15 protein-coding genes are annotated in these 16,542 nt (G+C 46.5%); 7 read left to right on the forward strand and 8 right to left on the reverse strand.

Features of this window, described 5'->3' with window-relative positions; genetic code table 11:
* Positions 1-4: 4 nt before the first annotated feature.
* Both essC and G9G54_RS00910 read right to left on the reverse strand, forming a co-directional pair.
* Positions 5-4,000: a type VII secretion protein EssC gene (gene essC / locus G9G54_RS00905; protein WP_165175577.1), complete on the reverse strand. Its 3,996-nt coding sequence runs from the start codon at positions 3,998-4,000 to the stop codon at positions 5-7.
* 67 nt (positions 4,001-4,067) lie between these two features.
* Positions 4,068-4,388 (reverse strand): hypothetical protein, encoded by a 321-nt coding sequence (locus G9G54_RS00910; protein ID WP_023988263.1) that lies wholly within the window; start codon positions 4,386-4,388, stop codon positions 4,068-4,070.
* A 389-nt stretch (positions 4,389-4,777) separates the two neighbouring features.
* Here G9G54_RS00910 and G9G54_RS00915 point away from each other — a divergent pair, with 389 nt between their 5' ends.
* Complete coding sequence (locus G9G54_RS00915) at positions 4,778-5,017, forward strand: hypothetical protein (protein ID WP_013370782.1); 240 nt, start codon at positions 4,778-4,780, stop codon at positions 5,015-5,017.
* A 127-nt stretch (positions 5,018-5,144) separates the two neighbouring features.
* On the opposite strand, the gene G9G54_RS00920 is transcribed toward G9G54_RS00915, so the two are convergent.
* A complete protein-coding gene (locus tag G9G54_RS00920; RefSeq protein WP_023988262.1) occupies positions 5,145-5,294 on the reverse strand; it encodes a hypothetical protein in 150 nt (49 codons plus the stop codon).
* Positions 5,295-5,510: 216 nt separating this feature from the next.
* Here G9G54_RS00920 and G9G54_RS00925 point away from each other — a divergent pair, with 216 nt between their 5' ends.
* Complete coding sequence (locus G9G54_RS00925) at positions 5,511-6,530, forward strand: flagellar motor protein MotB (RefSeq protein ID WP_238807607.1); 1,020 nt, start codon at positions 5,511-5,513, stop codon at positions 6,528-6,530.
* A 106-nt stretch (positions 6,531-6,636) separates the two neighbouring features.
* Here G9G54_RS00925 and G9G54_RS00930 read toward each other — a convergent pair whose 3' ends face one another.
* The 3 genes from G9G54_RS00930 to G9G54_RS00940 all read right to left on the reverse strand — a co-directional run bounded on the left by G9G54_RS00930 (position 6,637) and on the right by G9G54_RS00940 (position 9,234).
* Positions 6,637-6,975, reverse strand: a complete 339-nt coding sequence (locus tag G9G54_RS00930; RefSeq protein WP_023988260.1) for a L,D-transpeptidase — start codon at positions 6,973-6,975, stop codon at positions 6,637-6,639.
* An 82-nt stretch (positions 6,976-7,057) separates the two neighbouring features.
* Positions 7,058-8,155, reverse strand: a complete 1,098-nt coding sequence (gene rsgA / locus G9G54_RS00935; protein ID WP_061829407.1) for a ribosome small subunit-dependent GTPase A — start codon at positions 8,153-8,155, stop codon at positions 7,058-7,060.
* Between the two features lie 482 nt (positions 8,156-8,637).
* Entirely contained in the window at positions 8,638-9,234 is a 597-nt protein-coding gene (locus G9G54_RS00940) for a DUF2087 domain-containing protein (protein ID WP_165175578.1), read from the reverse strand.
* Between the two features lie 295 nt (positions 9,235-9,529).
* Here G9G54_RS00940 and G9G54_RS00945 point away from each other — a divergent pair, with 295 nt between their 5' ends.
* The 3 genes from G9G54_RS00945 (at position 9,530) to G9G54_RS00955 (ending at position 11,595) form a co-directional block, all read left to right on the forward strand.
* Positions 9,530-10,501, forward strand: coding sequence for a YpdA family putative bacillithiol disulfide reductase (locus tag G9G54_RS00945; protein WP_061829409.1), 972 nt, complete (start codon positions 9,530-9,532; stop codon positions 10,499-10,501).
* Between the two features lie 22 nt (positions 10,502-10,523).
* Positions 10,524-10,967 (forward strand): DUF441 domain-containing protein, encoded by a 444-nt coding sequence (locus G9G54_RS00950; RefSeq protein ID WP_165175580.1) that lies wholly within the window; start codon positions 10,524-10,526, stop codon positions 10,965-10,967.
* 115 nt (positions 10,968-11,082) lie between these two features.
* Complete coding sequence (locus G9G54_RS00955) at positions 11,083-11,595, forward strand: ADP-heptose synthase (protein ID WP_165175582.1); 513 nt, start codon at positions 11,083-11,085, stop codon at positions 11,593-11,595.
* Between the two features lie 133 nt (positions 11,596-11,728).
* Here the strand turns inward: G9G54_RS00955 and G9G54_RS00960 are convergent, their stop codons facing one another.
* Both G9G54_RS00960 and G9G54_RS00965 read right to left on the reverse strand, forming a co-directional pair.
* Positions 11,729-12,031: a HesB/YadR/YfhF family protein gene (locus G9G54_RS00960; RefSeq protein WP_061829410.1), complete on the reverse strand. Its 303-nt coding sequence runs from the start codon at positions 12,029-12,031 to the stop codon at positions 11,729-11,731.
* A 333-nt stretch (positions 12,032-12,364) separates the two neighbouring features.
* Entirely contained in the window at positions 12,365-12,565 is a 201-nt protein-coding gene (locus G9G54_RS00965; protein ID WP_231109418.1) for a hypothetical protein, read from the reverse strand.
* A gap of 50 nt (positions 12,566-12,615) precedes the next feature.
* On the opposite strand from G9G54_RS00965, the gene G9G54_RS00970 reads away from it, so the two are divergent.
* Positions 12,616-14,373, forward strand: a complete 1,758-nt coding sequence (locus tag G9G54_RS00970; protein WP_165175590.1) for an ABC transporter ATP-binding protein — start codon at positions 12,616-12,618, stop codon at positions 14,371-14,373.
* The gene (locus G9G54_RS00975) at positions 14,373-16,457 is read left to right on the forward strand and encodes an ABC transporter ATP-binding protein (RefSeq protein WP_165175591.1); all 2,085 of its coding nucleotides are present in this window, start codon (positions 14,373-14,375) and stop codon (positions 16,455-16,457) included. The genes G9G54_RS00970 and G9G54_RS00975 overlap by 1 nt, the downstream gene beginning before the upstream one ends.
* The last annotated feature ends 85 nt before the right edge of the window (positions 16,458-16,542 follow it).

Consider the following 16,542-nt stretch of genomic DNA (forward strand, 5'->3'; position numbering starts at 1 on the left):
CCCTTCAAACTACAACATGCCATCGGTCACGAATTTTCGTTATCCAATCCTCACAGCTCACTTGCTCTGAGAAGGGAATTGCCGCTTTTATCCTGGTAAATTTGCGCCGTACGTAGTATCCCTGCCCAGGTGGCAGGACTTTTAGGCCACCAGCAGCGGCGTTCGCCTCCGAATAAGGGATACGAAAGAACGATAGATCATTCGAATCTAGTGTTCCAAATAGCATACCGCTTTGGCTTGCCTTGACATCATTAAACCAGTCCACCCCAAAGGTAGGAAAATCAGATGGCACACCCGATAGCACGACATGCACATTGCGATCACGTCCCAACCGTACAATGGCGGAGAGCTGATCCTTTATCATAAAATCGTTCAGTTGCTTACTTAACATATCCGCATCATCAATGACCAGGAGCAATTCGGGATCATTCCCTTCCTTGTTCCGCTGTTGAACGATATCATACACTTTCTGTACCAGAGGCCCCATTTCTTCTTCGCTTTCGGCAGCAGCCTTAACATGAGGAAGATGCCGTAATCTAGATAGTCCTCCGCCTCCATAGCGTGTATCAATCGTATAGACTTCCAATTGATTAGGTGATGTGTAATAAGCGAGCGATATAATCCAACTCATTAGAAAAGAGGTTTTTCCACCCTCCATTGGACTACCCACGATAAAATTGGGCCCTTCTTTTAGATTCAGGAGAAAAGGCTCAAGATCGTCACTCTGTAGACCTACAGGTACCTCATAAGGAAGTGCGCCCGAGGGTCCAATTGTCCGATCCCACTGCTGAAGCAGTTCCGACAGTGGAATCCGCTCAGGTAATGGAAGAATGGCTGGTGCGTGCTTGCCTTTCCATTCCTGCGCAATGCCAGCGATATTGCGACGTAACCGTGCTGATCGTTCCGCCTCATCTTCACCTGGTGAAGGCAAAGCCGTTTGGAACTCCAGCGGAGGAACATGTCCTTTAACCAGGGCGCGGCCTGGAATTAACGGTCCTGGCGTTTTGGCTGGTCGTCCTACCGCATAATAATAGTCACTCGGGTCGGACATTTCAAAAGAAACAGCATTCGGTATGTTACTGCGGAATTTCTCAAACACATCGGTAATCCGGTTCGCCGTAATGATAAACGTGATACCTAGACTACCTCCTTCTCGCAAAAGAGATTCCAGCAGTTCATTTTCATCTGGATAAGCATTACGGAAATTAAGATATCCATCAATGACTACGACAATTTGCGGAATATCCTCGACAGCAGAACGTCGATAAGAGCTTATTGTTTTGACACCAGCCTCGGAAAGCATTTCCTTGCGTACGGCCACCATCTTGAACAGATAACGGAACAATCGCTTGATCCGGTCATCCTCCTCAGCCATCATAACAGCCCCGATTTGGGGAAGTTCCCCAAAGTCGCGCATCGTTCGACCCATGTCAATGATATAACCATTCCAATGATTCGCAGTAAAACGCTGAGCCGTGGACATCAGCAACGTATGCAAAAAGGTCGTTTTCCCCATGCCCGGCATGCCATACACAGCCCAATGACCATGATCCAGCGATGCATAAATCGGCTCCTGCCGCTGATTCGGCAAATCATCGACCAGACCCATAAGAGCCTTCAGCTCCAAAGATGATGATGTACTATCTATTTCGGTGCATGCAGGCAGATTTGTTAAATCCAGCAATTCAGGCAGCGGTGGAAGCCACGGTCCCTGAAGTCGTTCGATCCCTGCTTTAGCAGCCTCATTCGCAATATAATCAATAAATACTTGAAGCTGTTTAGGAGCTTCTTCACCTTTTAAGCCTGAGCTTGCCCGTTCTCCGCCCGTCAGTAGCGCTTCACGTTTCCCGTTCAGTCTCACTTCATGGACAGGTAGTGCAGAAGAAATATCGCTGTTGCCTATATACGGCGCACCGCTCCAAGCAAACTGCAACTCTTCAAAAACCTCGTCGCTACCCACTTGAAAATATCCTCGTCCCGGCTTCGTAATCCACGCAGCATTCGGTATTTTCAACATGTCACGGCTATCACCTTCGCTTTGCACCCGTAAGCAGATGCGGAACCTGGAGTTACTCCAGATCTTATCATCCACGACACCTGCGGGCTTTTGCGTTGCCAAAATCAAATGGACACCTAGTGTCCGCCCAATCGCAGCAATACTGATTAGCTCGTCCATGAACTCTGGCTGATCCCGCTTTAATTGTGCAAATTCATCAATAATAATAACCAGATGAGGCAGCGGTTGTTCCTGCCGCTGCCGGAGTAGTCTGTAATATTCATCAATATGCTGTAAATTGCCTGCATCGTTCAATATCTTCTGTCGACGAACCAGTTCTGCTTTAAGAGATATTTTGGCACGTTCAATCAAATTATTGTCCAAGTTCGTAATCGTACCCACCACATGCGGCAAGTTAACGAACGTGTTAGACATGCCTCCACCCTTGTAATCGATCAGCATAAAAGCAAGATCATGCGGATGAAACTCGGCAGCAAGCGAGGCTACGATGGATTGGATAACCTCACTCTTCCCTGAACCCGTTGTACCGGCGATCAAGCCATGGGGACCATGTCCTTGACGCTCTATCTTATCATGCAGGTTAATCATAATCTTCTTGCCGCCTGCTCGCACGCCCATCGGTACGGGTAAGGTATCAGGATGGCGGTTACGTCGCCACCGATCTGCCACGTCCAGTTCTGCTACACTCGCTACGCTCATCATATCAAACAGAGGCAGCACAGCGGGAATATCAGAAGCAGAGGAACGCTTCAAGCGAATAGGAGCCATGTACCGCGCCAATGCATCGGCTTCCTCTTTTGATAAACGATCCGGTTTAAAACTTTGCTGTTCAACCTCCGCCGATTCTGATTTGCGGGCATATACGCCCTGCTCTTTGGAAGCCTCCACAATCAGCTGACACTGCATCGGCAAAGCCTCTTTACGAGAAGCCAGCACAATCGTACACGCATCAATGGCTCGGCCGTCCTCCAGTAACAACGGCAGCAACGGTTCTTCCTCAATCAGCTGGGTGTCAGATAAAACAACGACATAACACGGGACTTCCATCCCTCTGCCCTGACGATCATTGCGATTATTTTTACGGCGGTTCAGTCTGGCAAACAGAAAATCAGCTAGTTGATGTGCACTGCTACTGCGGTCTGACATCATTCTCTGGATTCGGTCATCATCCCACACATGTGGGAGCCAGCGCATCCAAGTCCATTCACTTTCCTCTCGCTCGTCATAGAAGGAAGCAATTTTCACTTCATCTGGCGAGTGACGAACCGTCACTTGTGCCAAGATGACTCTTAACGCAGCAAGGGTATGCTCCCGTTCGCCGACCAATCCAACCACTTTGGATTGAAATAGCGGTAATGCAATGGAAGCGGCGTCTACCAGACGAAATTCTTCTTCCAGTTCATCCGCAGCTCCCAACAAAGGATCTCGATCATAACCGTCTGGGCGTGGAATTTGCAATTTAATATGGAAGGGAACTTGTCCAGTCCCAATACGCACCTGCAAAAAGTCCTCATCCTCAGGTGATCGTTCCCAGAGTGAACTGTTGCGGTTTTTGACAATTTGAGTGCATATTTGCGGGTCACCGTGAATTTCATATAGTGTGCGAATTTGCTCCTCGCGTTTCATTTCAAGTTCTTCACGATGCTTTTGGAGCTGTTCCCGGTACATGCGGTCCCGTTCCTCAAGCTTACGCTTGTATTCCTTCTTATTATTTAGATAGACGAAAAAAGGAATCGTATAAGATGTAAGCATCATGACCACAGTAACCATCTGGAACATCAAATAGTTACTGTTGCCCATCTTACCTGTTTTGCTCATATATACGTAAAAGCCTATAGTCACCAACGTCATCATTAACGGAATAAGTATAGATATAATAGAAAAAGACGGCTTGCTCGGCTCAGCCGGAGGCCGTAAAATCTCCAGCTTCTCCTCTCGGAGCGCCGGCCTTAATCTCGGGGATCGCTGGTATAATGCATTCAAGACAAAAGTCCCCCTTTTCGCTTACTATTTCATTTTACCAAGGTTTCATATAATTTCATGTGTGTATTTACCCATTTTTTTCACTTTGAAACAGAGAACGCCTTCCATACACAGGCGCTTCGTCCTGAGTTGTCGAAAAAGCGCGCTGAATACGCACAGTACAGCCTTCCCGCAAGCCTGATCCTGTGAGTAGCTGGTTATCCCCCACCCTGAACCAAAGCCCTTCCGGGAACTTTGCTTCCATAATATATTGCATGCCTTCCGCTGGAGGCTCGCCGAAAATGCGTACACCCAGCATCAACTTTAAATGTTCCACCGAGTATTCATCAGCTACCTCGATGTCAAACCACTCTGTTTCCTGTCGTCCTGAAAGCACGGTCAGGATCATCTGTCATCCCTCCCGATCCTTAATATATAGCAAAGTTCACGCAAAAAGCCTATTTCTACGGAAATATGGCTATCGTAACTGTAGCATCCGACTATTAGACTGTCAATTTGTTACAAAATACCCACTCCAAAAATAAAACAGCGACTTTAGTCATATTTTCTCACATTAGTAGAGCCATTAGCATCAATAATATGTATTTAATTGTTTTTAATATGGGGATATACGTCATATTGTCGATTAGTTAGAACTAAATTCGATTGTTACCTAGATTGTTGTGAACACTTTGTAAATTTTTCAGACCTTTATGTTTTTATAAGGTGTTTTTAAGGTAATTTTAAGAAACGGGCACTACAATGAAGCCATGAAATAACTCAGGCGAGGTGATTTTTGTGAGAACATTAATTACATTTCAAAACAAACGTATTCCCGTATACTTCAATCAAGAAAATAAGCAACCGGTACAAAAAACATTAAAACTTCTAAGTAACACTTTGGAGAATAAAATCTCCAGCGGCAAGCGTGCCCTTCAAAAATGTCTTAACTCTTTGATCAGTATAGAGATTGTCGGTTGTGAAGCCATCCTGCATAGCGTTAGTGAAAATGATTCATTGGCATTGTCCCTCTATTAAGAGGGACTTTTTTTGTCCACATTAGACACAAAAAAGAGAGGGGCATTTCAGCACCCTCTCCATATCAGCAGCTTTGAAACATGATACATGTGACTTACCGCAGCTTATGCATTTGATTAGACTCTATTTAAAGTATTCTGCGATAACCTTTTTTACCGCCTCGTTCCTTATTCTGCGCCTTCTCAATCCGTATTCTAAACAGTTCTAGTAAATTAGCGCGTGTATGCTCTTCCCGGCAGTTGTCCAGCTTTTTTAAGATAAAACGGTCAATGGACATATGACTCAGGCTCCTTTACAGCAAGCTGCCCCTGCTTTTCAAGGGGATGATCAGGCTATCCATTTTTAACCATTCTGTCTGTTGTTTAAACAGGTACGTTACTTATAGGATAAAGCAGACGGGATTACATACCCTTTAATTAGGGTAAATATATAAAGTTTCGAAAATTTTATCACGTTAAGCCTGGAAGCTATGGACAAGGAGCGAGCAAAAACCATGAGTAAACACATGATTACCAAAATAGGCTGGAACCTTTTATGTGCATTCTTAATCCTAACGATGCTGGCTGCATGCAGCAGGGAAAAAGCTTCAACCCGGAGTATGGCCCAACATGAAGCTGAAGCACGTGCCTACACCGTAACGGGTAATCCCAACCAAGGCGCATCATCCCTTGATGAACGAGCTGCCAATCATACACCTGTCCATAAGCAAGGCAGCAGCTATGTCGAAATATCAGGTGGCGTTAGCATTGATAAAAATACCGTGAAGGTTACAGGACATTCCAACCTCCCGGCCGGAGCACGGATTAAAGGGAATCTTGCGGTCAAAAACTCCCTGTTAACTGGGTACACGGATGAGACAACCGTTCAAAAGGATGGAAGTTTTGTACTCCAGGTACAACGCCCCGGAATACAGGGCAGTATGGATCTGACTGTTCTGTTCCGTCCAGATGACCAAGACAATGAAATACGAAATCTGTATGGCAGCGGTGGCAACAAATTAGAAGGTCCTTATGTATATCAATACGAAGAAAACAAACAGCTTCTGCATGAAGTTCGGATTGGGGCTGAATTTGATCCTGAACAAGAACGCAATACCCCTTTAGTTAAGCCCGTCTGGAACAAACCTAAGGACTACGGTAGCCCTCAAGTGTGGATTAAGCCTGATGTGAAGCAAGAAGGTAACCATTATCATGTATATGCGCGCAGCAATTTGCTGGAAGGATCGGACGTCAAACTCACGATTGATTTTCCGGGACGATGGCAGTTTGGCTACGATGATCAAACCAAAGTTATGCCTGACGGCTCCTTCAGCATGAGGGTCAAAAAGCCGAGCCTTGCCAACCACTACACCATAGTCATAATTTTCGAACCGAACGAAGATATGTGGACCAACGCCAAACAGGCGTACGGTACACAAGGGGAACGCCTTTCGGGACCGTTAGTCAAGTCCGCAGACGACAAAGAGGGCTCCAAACAGATTGAAGCCCGTATCCCTATCCAACCCAAATCGTAACTAAACGCAGCATCTAACTTAAAGTTACGGCCGTTCGCCATGAAATACGCTTCACAGATACAGCATATGACGCGGCTTCCATGTCTGACCCGATGTCGTCTAGCCGCTACGGCTGTATCGTGACTGGCGTGCCTATACTTACCTTCTCCTGAAGCTCAAGCACATCCTTATTCTGCATTCGAATGCAGCCATGTGACACCATCTTGCCAATGGACCATGGCTCATTGGTGCCATGAATGCCATAATGCGGCTTGGACAGCCCCATCCAGAACGCTCCGAAAGGGCCGCCGGGATTGGGTTGTTTGTTAATAATCGTAAATTGCCCATGCGGTGTCTGTGTAGCCAGCTTGCCAATACCGACTGGATAACTAAGAACAATCTGATCTCCATCTTTCAAATATAAACGACGATCCGATAAATCCACCACAATGCTGTAGTTCGGCATATATTCACCCCTTTATACCATATGCCGAATACAACATAGATTTTCTTATATTTTTACATTTGATGCTTCACTGCGGCTCGGCTTACCACTCCACATCACGTCGCCAGCCGCTTCGCTGATCTCTACGACCCGGGGCTGTGCTTGAACGGCTATCTTTCCTGCGTCGATCTGCTTCCTTACGCGCCTGATATTCCAGTTCCCGCTGCATTTTGCGATAATTGTTCACTCTGGATTCCGACAATTCCCCTCTCTCTATAGCTTCCTCCACTGCACATCCAGCTTCGCCCTTATGCTTGCAATCTGCAAAACGGCATTGCTGCGCCGTTTCCATAATATCCGTAAAGGTATGAGCGACACCCATGGAATCATCCCACAGATTAAGCTCACGCATGCCGGGTGTATCCAGCAGAACAGCTTGCTTTGCGATGGGAAAAAGCTGTCGGTGAGTGGTTGTGTGCCTGCCCCGGCTGTCTTCCTCCCTCACATCCTGTGTCAGTTGAACTTCAGACCCGGAGAGCCAGTTTACTATCGTGGATTTGCCACTACCGGAAGAGCCTGTCAAAGCAACTGTAAAGCCAGGTTGAAGAAACGCCTCCAGTTGCTCTCTGCCTTCGTTCTGCAAAGCAGAGATAACGATAACAGGTACACCAGGAGCAACTCCCTCCGCTTCAGCAACCCGCTGTTCGACATCTTCACAAAGATCACTCTTACTCAACACGACAACTGGGTTTACCCCGCTGTTCCAAGCCATAATTAAATACCGTTCCAGTCTGCGCATATTAAAATCATGATTCAGCGCATTAACAAGGAAAAGCGTATCCACATTTGTCGCGATCAGTTGCTCCTTCGTCTCAAAGCCCGCGGCCTGCCTAGATATTCGACTTTTACGTGGCAAGACGGCATGAATTACTGCATCCGACACTTCATCCGACGTGGTGATTGCCAGCCAGTCCCCTACAGCCGGCATTTCCGCCGGATCTACCATAGCATGTCGTAGCTTACCTGAAGCCGCTCCCCAGCGTTCTCCATCCATTGTGATAAGCTTCACTTTTTGTCCATAATCTGCAATCAAGCGGGCAGGACGTACCTGTGTATTTCCTGCTCTTTCCTCATAGCTTTGCTTCCATTGGTCCCAAAAACCGTTCCAATAATCAGACCAACCGTATTCATGTATACTCATTGTTTTCCTCCTGAAATCATCGTTTATTTTTGATCGTAGTGTTATTCGATAGGTGTACATTTTTTCTCCCCACATGCAAACAACGCAAAAAATCCGCAGGGGTTTCCCTGCGGAGGGTATACGATTCAGGCCGATGTGATCCGTTCGTTCACTTAAGCAAGCAGTCTCTCAAGGACCACTCCCCAGAACCAACAACTGGATAACAAGATGCCTAACCATAAAAAATCCGCAGGGAATCACTCCCTGCGGATTTCGTTGGTTCTACTGTCCAACCAACTGCTAAGCCAAGACTATAGATCCATACAGTCTTTTAACCGTGCATCGTCCGTGCGGGAGACAAGTCATTCTGCTGCTGAACCCATCCATTCATGTTCGTACGCATATAACATCGCCTCCTCCTAAAATTTCCTTTATCATACAAGTCCATCAATTGTCTGTCAAGGCTGCTACGAAACTTTTTTGAAATCTTTGTCAAGTTTCGTTTAGCGTACCTGATCCCAGCGTATCCACATCTCACGCGGGTTCAATTCGTACATTTCCCGTTCCCTGTACATAAACTGATGCATAATCAGCTCACGCCGAATCGTTGCAAAATCCTCATGGTATTGCTTTATCCACTCGTTTAATTCACGTTCAGGATACATACGGCCTGGCTCCAGCTTTTCTGCCAGCATCTGAAGTACAATCAATTTTTTCTTATACTGTGCAGGGATTTGGCGCAACTTGCCGTCCTTGGAAAAAAAATTGCGTAAGACCGACGCCTCCAGCGTTTCATTCAACTCTGACATCTCTTCCTCCCTCTCTCCTTTTTCAAAAATAAATTGCACCGTCGCCTCGGCATGCTGCCGGATCAGCTCTGGATTCAGTGTAAAATACACCGTGTTTTTATCACGTCGTTCCTTAATCAACCCAGCCTCACGGAGTTTGGAAGCATGATGTGTAACCGTCGGCTGTGATAAATTCAGCTTTTGCGCCAAAGCTTGGCCATGCATCTCCCCACGGGACAAAAGAAGTAATATCCGCATTCGCGTTGGATCAGCAAGTGCTTTATGATAATTGACCATTTTATCCAGTTGCATCGTTATTGCACCTCTTTTCACTAGTACATACTTGCTATGCAAGCGAATTCAATCATAAAAAATAGATATATATCTAATTATATGTTTTCTAAAAGTGGCTGTCAATCTTCACCGTCCGTCATCTCTTTCTGAAAACGGCTGGATATTGTGTTCGCATTGGGGTAGGATTATTATTTGAAAACTTCTCACATACTGAGCTATTTGCTTCAATTCTGAGATCCGTTTTTAATCGTCAAAATAATGTTAACCCTACAAAATTGGCGTAATAAACCAATACAACTGGAGGTTCATCCAAATGCACGACGTAATCATTATCGGTGGCGGACCCTGCGGACTATCCGCTGCAATCGAATGCAGCCGCAGAGGTTTGCAAACTGTCATTATTGAAAAAAGCAACATCGTTCACTCCATTTTTCTGTATCCGACGAACATGCAGTTTTTTAGCACCGCCGAACTACTGGAAATCGGTGATGTTCCATTCAGCACCCCTAATGACAAACCTTATCGTCATGAAGCACTGGCGTACTATCGTAAGGTAGCCACTCATTATAACTTGAACATTCAGCATTATGAGGAGGCCCAGTCCATTCATCGCCAGGATGACGGTACATTTACCGTACATACCCTGAGCAAAGGAGAAATAACCAAAACGTATTCGTCCCGTTATGTCGTAGTGGCTACAGGATATTTTGATCATCCGAACTATTTAGGCATTCCCGGGGAACAATTGGATAAAGTCACGCACTATTTCAGCGAAGCCCATCCCTATACAGGAACCCGGGTCGCAGTCATCGGTGGCAGTAACTCTGCGGTAGATGCTGCGATGGAATTGGTGCGGGTCGGAGCTACGATTGATATGGTATATCGTCGAAGCGAGTTGTCCCAATACATCAAGCCGTGGGTACGTCCACTGTTTGACAGTATGGTACAAAAAGGGAAAATCACGCTGCACTTAGGCGCACGCATTACCGAAATCCATCCAGACCATGTCATAGTCAATCCGCTGGACACTGAAGCATTCCGACTCGAGAATGATTTTGTACTGGCACTGACCGGATTTCACCCGGAACGAAAACTGCTGGAGTCTGTCGGCGTTCACATGGCTGAGGATCTGGACAAACCAGAATTTAATCCTGCCACGATGGAAACGAACATCCCGGGTGTATATGTCGCCGGGGTCATCGCTTCAGGCAGCAATGCCAATGAAGTGTTTATTGAAACAGGCCGCTGGCACGGGCGACAAATCGCCGAACATATCCAAAGCTAAATAAACGAAGGAGAACATCTGTATGGATTACAGCTCACTTATCTTACTCGTGTTGGCTGGTCTAGGAATTGTTAGTGGCAACTCTACCGTGACTATTGCCATGGTTGTATTACTGCTACTGCGGGTAACCAACTTTCACACTGCTTTCCCCTGGCTTGAAAAGTATGGCCTGACGATCGGAATTATTATTTTGACGATCGGGGTCATGACCCCGCTAGCCAGCGGTAAAATCAGTATCAATCAGGTGATGGAGTCTTTCCTGCACTGGAAATCACTGCTCGCGATTGGTATCGGAATTCTGGTAGCCTATCTTGGCGGCCGCGGAGTAACTTTGATGTCTGGACAGCCCATTATTGTGACAGGTCTACTGATCGGGACCGTCATTGGCGTTGCCTTCTTTAAAGGAGTTCCTGTTGGGCCTCTAATTGCTGCCGGATTGCTTTCCTTATTAATCGGCCGTAGCTAAATTCGCACAACAAATATAGGAATACATGATAGCAATCTGCATGTCGGGCTGAATTCAGTCCCGCTTTGTGGTATACTCATATCGCATAATTTGGTAAATGCAGGAGGCTTGACCGATGTCTCGACAATTTGTAACGGAAGCTGTAATGGTGGCTATATACGGCCAACTACTTACATCTCCCGCCCCTGTGGAATATATAGTGCCTTACACATCACTACTAGAGCTATACGAATTCCAGGACAGCACAGAGCCGCTCATGGATAATCCTATGGACGATCAACATGTGAAGCGGAAGGTAAGCGAGTTGATCAGTTATTTTGAGGAACCGTTGAATCAGAAAAAAATTCGGCGTGCGCTTCAGATGCCTTGGGCCAAGAGCTTGCCTATTCTATTCGATGCCAATACATCACTCATCATCATTAATGCTGTTGATACAGCGCATTACGGAGAATATTTTGATCCAATTGAGACTGAACTTTTGTTGACAGCTCAGCGTGAATCTTTACCCATTCTGACGGATCAATTGGACTGGATCCACCGCATTATCGAAGCTTCCGTACCTGTACATGTGTACGACATTGATGATTTTGATTTTGCACTCGATGGCCCGATACTTAACAACCCTTGACATACGACATACCCGCCTTAACCACAAAAAAGCGGCGGAGCATCATGTACAGGCTTATCTCCTGTAACACGATACTCCGCCGCTTTTCATGTCCAAGAACAACTATTTGCACGCTATGATTGACAGTGGAACACTAAGCTTGTTCATCCTCAACATAGGTGTAAATAATGTCATCATGTTCCTCCAAATACTTAACTTCCAGATGATGGCCCTTCAGATACCAGTAATCCTGGTCCTCCATATAAAACGTAATGCCAGCCGCTTCATGCTGTAATACGGGGTGCTGCGGCGGCTCTACGGCAATTCCCAGAGAAAAGCCTGGATGCAACCCACCGCCAGAGCTATAGCGAACAAAAAAACGGATCGAATCTCCACGATTCAAACTAAGCTCCTTAATGTACCACTGTGCCGCAGGTTCAGTTACCTGTATGCTCATACGTTATGCTCATCTCCTTGTACAATGACGTCTGCCAACTATATCATAGCATCTTTTAGAATGGCCACCAACCGTCCGAACCCAGCGAGCTTCTTGGACAAGTCATATACATTTTTTTGAAAAAGGTTTGACAATTCGCAAATAAGGGTGTTAAGATTCAACCATACGAGATCCATTTTGAAATTTATTACCAATTTGAACGATTACTCATGTTAGAGTAAACCCATTTTGAGGAAGAAAGGAGTGTTACCGGTGCTAAAATTTCCTATTGCATTTTACCCACATCTACAAACACAACAACTTCATACCGGAGCATCTCCCCTGTCGCATCCTTCAAAATTGGGCCATTCGCGTTGTATGGTTTAATACGAGTGGCTGCCTGCGTTTGAGCAGTTTTTCAGTGGTGAGTGTGCTGAAAATACCTGCGCGCCATATGATATTGAGATTTAAGGCATATCGTCTGCGGACGGTATGCCTTTTTTGCGCCTGTTGCCGGATCATATTTGTGGTAGCAAGCCGCTGTTGTTTCTTCAAAATGGTACACAACTCTCGAATGAACTTGTCATGAAAGGATGGGATTCCTCTTGTTTTCGGTACTTAAAAATTTAAGCTGGTTTTTTAAAAGAGAACGAAGCCGATACTCCATTGGATTGTTTTTGCTGATAGCCGTTGGTGTGCTGGAGCTTGCTCCACCTCGGCTGCTTGGTAGTGCCATTGATGAGATTGTACGCGGTTCAATTTCCTGGTCCTCACTTTGGCGTTATATTTTGTACATCATAGGCATTCTAGCCGTCATCTACTACATTACGTACATATGGATGCACAAGCTGTTTGGTGGTGCCAATCTGGTGGAACGCTTACTGCGCACACGTTTTATGAATCATCTGCTGCGAATGACCCCTCCATTTTTTGAACGCAATCGCACTGGGGATCTGATGGCTCGTGCCACGAACGACCTTCGCTCCGTAGCAAGTACAGCGGGCTTCGGTATGCTGACACTGACAGACTCTACGGTCTATCTGAGCGTGGTATTAGTTGCCATGGGCACTCTAATCAGTTGGAAGTTGACACTGGCAGCTATCCTGCCCCTACCTTTTATCGCACTGGCTATGAGCATTTACGGTAAAGCCGTTCACGAGCGTTACACACTGGCACAAGATGCATTTGGTGATATGAACGATCAGGTGTTGGAATCCGTGGCAGGTATCCGAGTCATTCGCGCCTATGTGCAAGAACGAATGGACGAAAAGCGTTTTGCTGATATTACCGACGATGTATTTCGTAAAAATCTGGCTGTCGCTCGGATGGATGCCCTCTTTGAACCAACAATTCGTTTATGTGTAGGACTTAGCTACGTCATTGGACTCGGGTATGGTATTTATCTGGTATTTCATAACGATATCACGCTAGGCGAACTGGTCTCCTTTAATATGTATCTAGGAATGATGATTTGGCCGATGTTTGCCATTGGAGAGCTGATTAACATTATGCAGCGCGGTAGCGCTTCCTTGGACCGGGTTAATGAAACTCTCGATGTCCAGCCAGATGTTCAAGATGCGGCTCAACCTGTTCCAGTGGATCGCCTCGAATCCATCAGGATGAAAGACGTTACCTTCCGTTACCCTACCTCTACTATTGACAATCTGTCACATGTGAGTCTGGAGCTCAAACGCGGAGAAACGCTGGGCGTCGTCGGTAGAACAGGCAGTGGGAAATCCACGCTGCTCAAACAGCTACTACATGAATATCCGACGGGTAGTGGTGATATTTTAATCTCCGGCATACGTCTAGAGGACATTGCAGTAGAACAACTACACAGCTGGATCGGCTACGTGCCGCAAGAGCAAATTTTGTTTTCCAAATCGGTGCGCGAGAACATTCAATTCGGAAAACCTCATGCAGATGACGACGACATTATGGAAGCTATCCGTACTGCTGCCTTCGACCAGGATTTAGGTACCCTGTCTGATGGGCTGGATACACTGGTCGGAGAAAAGGGTATCGCCCTGTCCGGCGGCCAGAAGCAGCGTGTTTCGCTGGCGCGCGCCTTTATCGGTGATCCGGATATTCTATTGCTCGACGATGCACTATCTGCAGTAGATGCCCGGACGGAAGCAAGGATTATTGACAATATCCGACGTAAGCGCTCGGGTAAAACAACCTTGATCTCCACCCACCGCCTCTCTGCTGTAGAACATGCAGACCGGATCGTCGTGCTGGAGCAAGGACGTATTATTGAGGAAGGGACCCACAGCGAGCTACTTCAGGCTGACGGATGGTACCGACAACAGTATGTACGGCAACAAGTGGAATCTGATCTGACCTCAGGGGAGGTATCCTAATGAAACCCAATATCGGCAAAAGGCTATTTCAGTACGCGCTGACGAGCAAAGCAGGTTTTATCGCCGCTCTCATCGCTTTGGCTATCGGAGTAGCCGCCGAGCTGGCTGGTCCCTTCATCGCCAAAACGATGATCGACGACCATATGCTCGCTATTGAAAAACCATTTTATGAAACAACTAGTGTGGACGGAACTGTAAGCTATGCTGGAACCCACTTTAAGCGTGAAGATCGCTTTGAGTCCGGGGAGACTAAAGGTCGCGAAGCGAGGATTTTACAAGTTGGTAAATCTTTCGTATTTGTCGATGGCTCGGTTCAAGTGGCTGACGGTAACCGCTCCTTCACAAACGGAACGCTGACTGTGACACGCGGCTCCGACACCTTTCGCTATGAAGCTAAGGCTCTGACAGCTGATGAACTGTATAGCTTTTACAAACCGGAAATGCCCGGTATCTTTCAGCTGATTGGCTGGTATTGCTTCTTCCTGGTTATTTCCATTTTTGCTGAATTCGGCAAAACATACTGGCTGCAATCCTCGGCGAACAAGGTCATACAAAAGCTTCGGCTTGATCTCTACGCTCACATCCAGCGGCTGCCAGTTTACTTTTTTGATAACTTGCCTGCAGGCAAAGTCGTATCCCGTGTTACGAATGACACTGAGGCAGTCAAAGATTTGTTTGTGGCTGTGCTCTCCAATTTCACTTCAGGGATTGTGACGATGGCAGGGGTATATGTTGCACTCTTTTTGCTGGACTTCAGACTGGGTCTTATCTCTCTGTTTATTGTACCGTTACTGATCTTGTGGATTGTATTGTATCGCAAGGTCGCCACCCGCTATAATACGATCATTCGGTCCAGACTCAGTGAAATTAATGCGATTATCAATGAATCGATTCAAGGGATGTCCATTATTCGCGTGTTCCGCCACCAGAAACAAACGCAGCAAGAGTTTGAGGAACTGAATGATGACTATATGAAGCATCAGAATAAAATGCTGAATTTGAACGCCTTCACTTCGCACAATTTAGTCAACGTGTTGAGAAATCTCGCCTTTGCCGTCGTGTTGTGGTATTTCGGATCTGAGGCGCTCGGAACTACAGGTAGTGCTGTTTCACTAGGCGTATTGTATGCCTTCGTCGATGTGCTGGGTCGACTGTTCCAACCTATGACGGGTATGGTCAACCAACTCGCCGTACTGGATACTTCCATCGTATCCTCAGGACGCGTATTTGAGTTGATGGACGAAACTGGAGAGCCGGTGACGGACGGCACGATGCCGCGCTACAAAGGCCAGGTAGAGTTTAACGACGTTTCCTTTGCCTACAAAAAGGATGATGTACTTAAACATATTTCCTTTACAGCACAACCCGGCCAAACGGTTGCCCTTGTCGGACATACCGGATCAGGCAAAAGTTCGATTATTAACCTGCTATTCCGGTTCTATGATCCGCAAAAAGGAACGATCACCATTGACGGAACGTCTGTCAAAGACATCCCTAAGCAATGGCTTCGCCATCATATGGGTATTGTTCTTCAAGATCCATATTTATTCACAGGTACGGTAGCCTCCAATGTCAGTCTCGGAGACAGCCGAATCACGAGAGAACAGGTGAATAAAGCGCTGCATGATGTTGGAGCCGACAAATTGCTGGCCCATTTGCCGCAAGGATTCGATGAGCCTGTTATTGAAAAAGGCAGCACCTTATCAGCCGGGCAACGCCAGCTTATTTCCTTCGCTCGTGCACTAGCCTTTGATCCCGCAATTTTAATTCTGGATGAAGCAACTGCCAATATTGACACCGAAACGGAAGCGCTCATCCAATCCGCTCTTGAGGTGCTCAAGAAGGGACGTACGACCTTTATCATTGCTCACCGTTTGTCCACCATTCGCAGTGCGGACCAAATTTTGGTGCTGCATCGGGGTGAAATTGTTGAACGGGGTAGCCATGATGAACTTATGGCCCAAGGCGGGCGTTACTTCCAAATGTATCAGCTCCAGTCGGGAACAGTTGCAACAGAATCAGATTCAATCTCTGTTACGCCTCCTGCGCAAGATGACTTGCTTACTGGCAAAGTCAGCATTTAAAGCTTGAATAGCCCAATTGCTTAGGGCTAACGATGAACATTTGGCATGGAAAAACCAGCGAGCCTCCCCTACAAATTGGAGGCTC

This window comes from Paenibacillus sp. EKM212P, from assembly GCF_011066115.1.
GTDB lineage: Bacteria > Bacillota > Bacilli > Paenibacillales > Paenibacillaceae > Paenibacillus > Paenibacillus polymyxa_B.

Coding starts and splice junctions, on each gene's coding strand:
- G9G54_RS00910 (WP_023988263.1), bottom strand. CDS start 4,388: ATGATCCTGACCGTGCTTTCAGGACGACAGGAAACAGAGTGGTTTGAC.
- G9G54_RS00920 (WP_023988262.1), bottom strand. CDS start 5,294: ATGTCCATTGACCGTTTTATCTTAAAAAAGCTGGACAACTGCCGGGAA.
- G9G54_RS00925 (WP_238807607.1), top strand. CDS start 5,511: ATGAGTAAACACATGATTACCAAAATAGGCTGGAACCTTTTATGTGCA.
- G9G54_RS00930 (WP_023988260.1), bottom strand. CDS start 6,975: ATGCCGAACTACAGCATTGTGGTGGATTTATCGGATCGTCGTTTATAT.
- rsgA (WP_061829407.1), bottom strand. CDS start 8,155: ATGAGTATACATGAATACGGTTGGTCTGATTATTGGAACGGTTTTTGG.
- G9G54_RS00940 (WP_165175578.1), bottom strand. CDS start 9,234: ATGCAACTGGATAAAATGGTCAATTATCATAAAGCACTTGCTGATCCA.
- G9G54_RS00945 (WP_061829409.1), top strand. CDS start 9,530: ATGCACGACGTAATCATTATCGGTGGCGGACCCTGCGGACTATCCGCT.
- G9G54_RS00950 (WP_165175580.1), top strand. CDS start 10,524: ATGGATTACAGCTCACTTATCTTACTCGTGTTGGCTGGTCTAGGAATT.
- G9G54_RS00955 (WP_165175582.1), top strand. CDS start 11,083: ATGTCTCGACAATTTGTAACGGAAGCTGTAATGGTGGCTATATACGGC.
- G9G54_RS00960 (WP_061829410.1), bottom strand. CDS start 12,031: ATGAGCATACAGGTAACTGAACCTGCGGCACAGTGGTACATTAAGGAG.
- G9G54_RS00975 (WP_165175591.1), top strand. CDS start 14,373: ATGAAACCCAATATCGGCAAAAGGCTATTTCAGTACGCGCTGACGAGC.